This window comes from Escherichia sp. AM3, assembly GCF_032029835.1.
GTDB classification, from domain to species: Bacteria; Pseudomonadota; Gammaproteobacteria; order Enterobacterales; family Enterobacteriaceae; genus Escherichia; species Escherichia coli.
Genome location: NZ_JAVUPQ010000440.1, coordinates 1 through 777, shown reverse-complemented (window position 1 = coordinate 777; position 777 = coordinate 1). Strand labels below are relative to the sequence as shown.

The 777-nt window shown below is 53.7% G+C and carries 2 protein-coding genes; both read right to left on the bottom strand.

Going from position 1 to position 777, the window contains the following annotated elements; all coding sequences use genetic code 11:
- Positions 1 to 97: 97 nt before the first annotated feature.
- Entirely contained in the window at positions 98 to 487 is a 390-nt protein-coding gene (locus tag RTW80_RS26455; RefSeq protein WP_000767133.1) for a RusA family crossover junction endodeoxyribonuclease, read from the bottom strand.
- Positions 484 to 777: LexA family transcriptional regulator (locus RTW80_RS26450; protein WP_312721053.1), on the bottom strand; the 294-nt coding region annotated here is incomplete at its 5' end. The genes RTW80_RS26450 and RTW80_RS26455, both read right to left, overlap by 4 nt.

Below are 777 nucleotides of genomic sequence, written 5' to 3'. Positions count from 1 at the left end.
ATGCAGATCGTTCAGGCTGTAACGCCCATAAGCATCACGATGAACTTCAATACCATCAATGACCATCAGATTATTCATACTTCGTTTCTCCTCTTAATCAGGCGGCTGCACCCGCCGGTTTCTCATACTTACTGATAGTGATCTCGACCTTCCCTTTCGGGATAACCGGTCCCCACTCCACCAGCATTCTTTTCACCTGTCTGTCGTCTTCCCACACACCCGCGTGGGTCAGGGCGTCAAACAGAGCCTTGTTATAGTTGTCCAGATCGCGGATCCGGTTATCCGGAGGAAACAACACGATCTCCACTGAAGCAGGTGCCGACGTTGGTTTCGGCAGACGACGTAACTGCTCAACTATTGCTGCGCACGCCGCGCTCTGAAATTTTCGCCCCGCCTCGCTTATCAGGCTCTTACCAGCAAATGCCCCTTTGTTGGGGTGTCGCCAGTACGTGTTCACACTGGGCGGGAAAGGAAGGATCAACTTCATACTTTCAGGCCCCTCTCATGTAACCAGTGGGCTGCACGCAACCTAGCGTTCTCCTCACCGGCAAGCAGTGCGCGGATGATACCGACCGCTTCGCTGTCGTCGTCCTTCACTGCGGTATGAAGCGTGATCCCCCGGGCCACGCCACGCTTTATCGTGATGACGCCTTTTTTCTCCAGTGCGCGAAGATGCTCCACCGCTGCATTCACTGAACGGTATCCCAGCATGGTTGCAACCTCCTGATAGGTTGTCGGGAAGCCACGTTCTTTCTGGTAAGAAATCAGAATATCCAG

Bases quoted from the DNA above. Each gene is read 5' to 3' on its own strand.
- RTW80_RS26455 (WP_000767133.1), bottom strand. From the start codon at position 487: ATGAAGTTGATCCTTCCTTTCCCGCCCAGTGTGAACACGTACTGGCGA.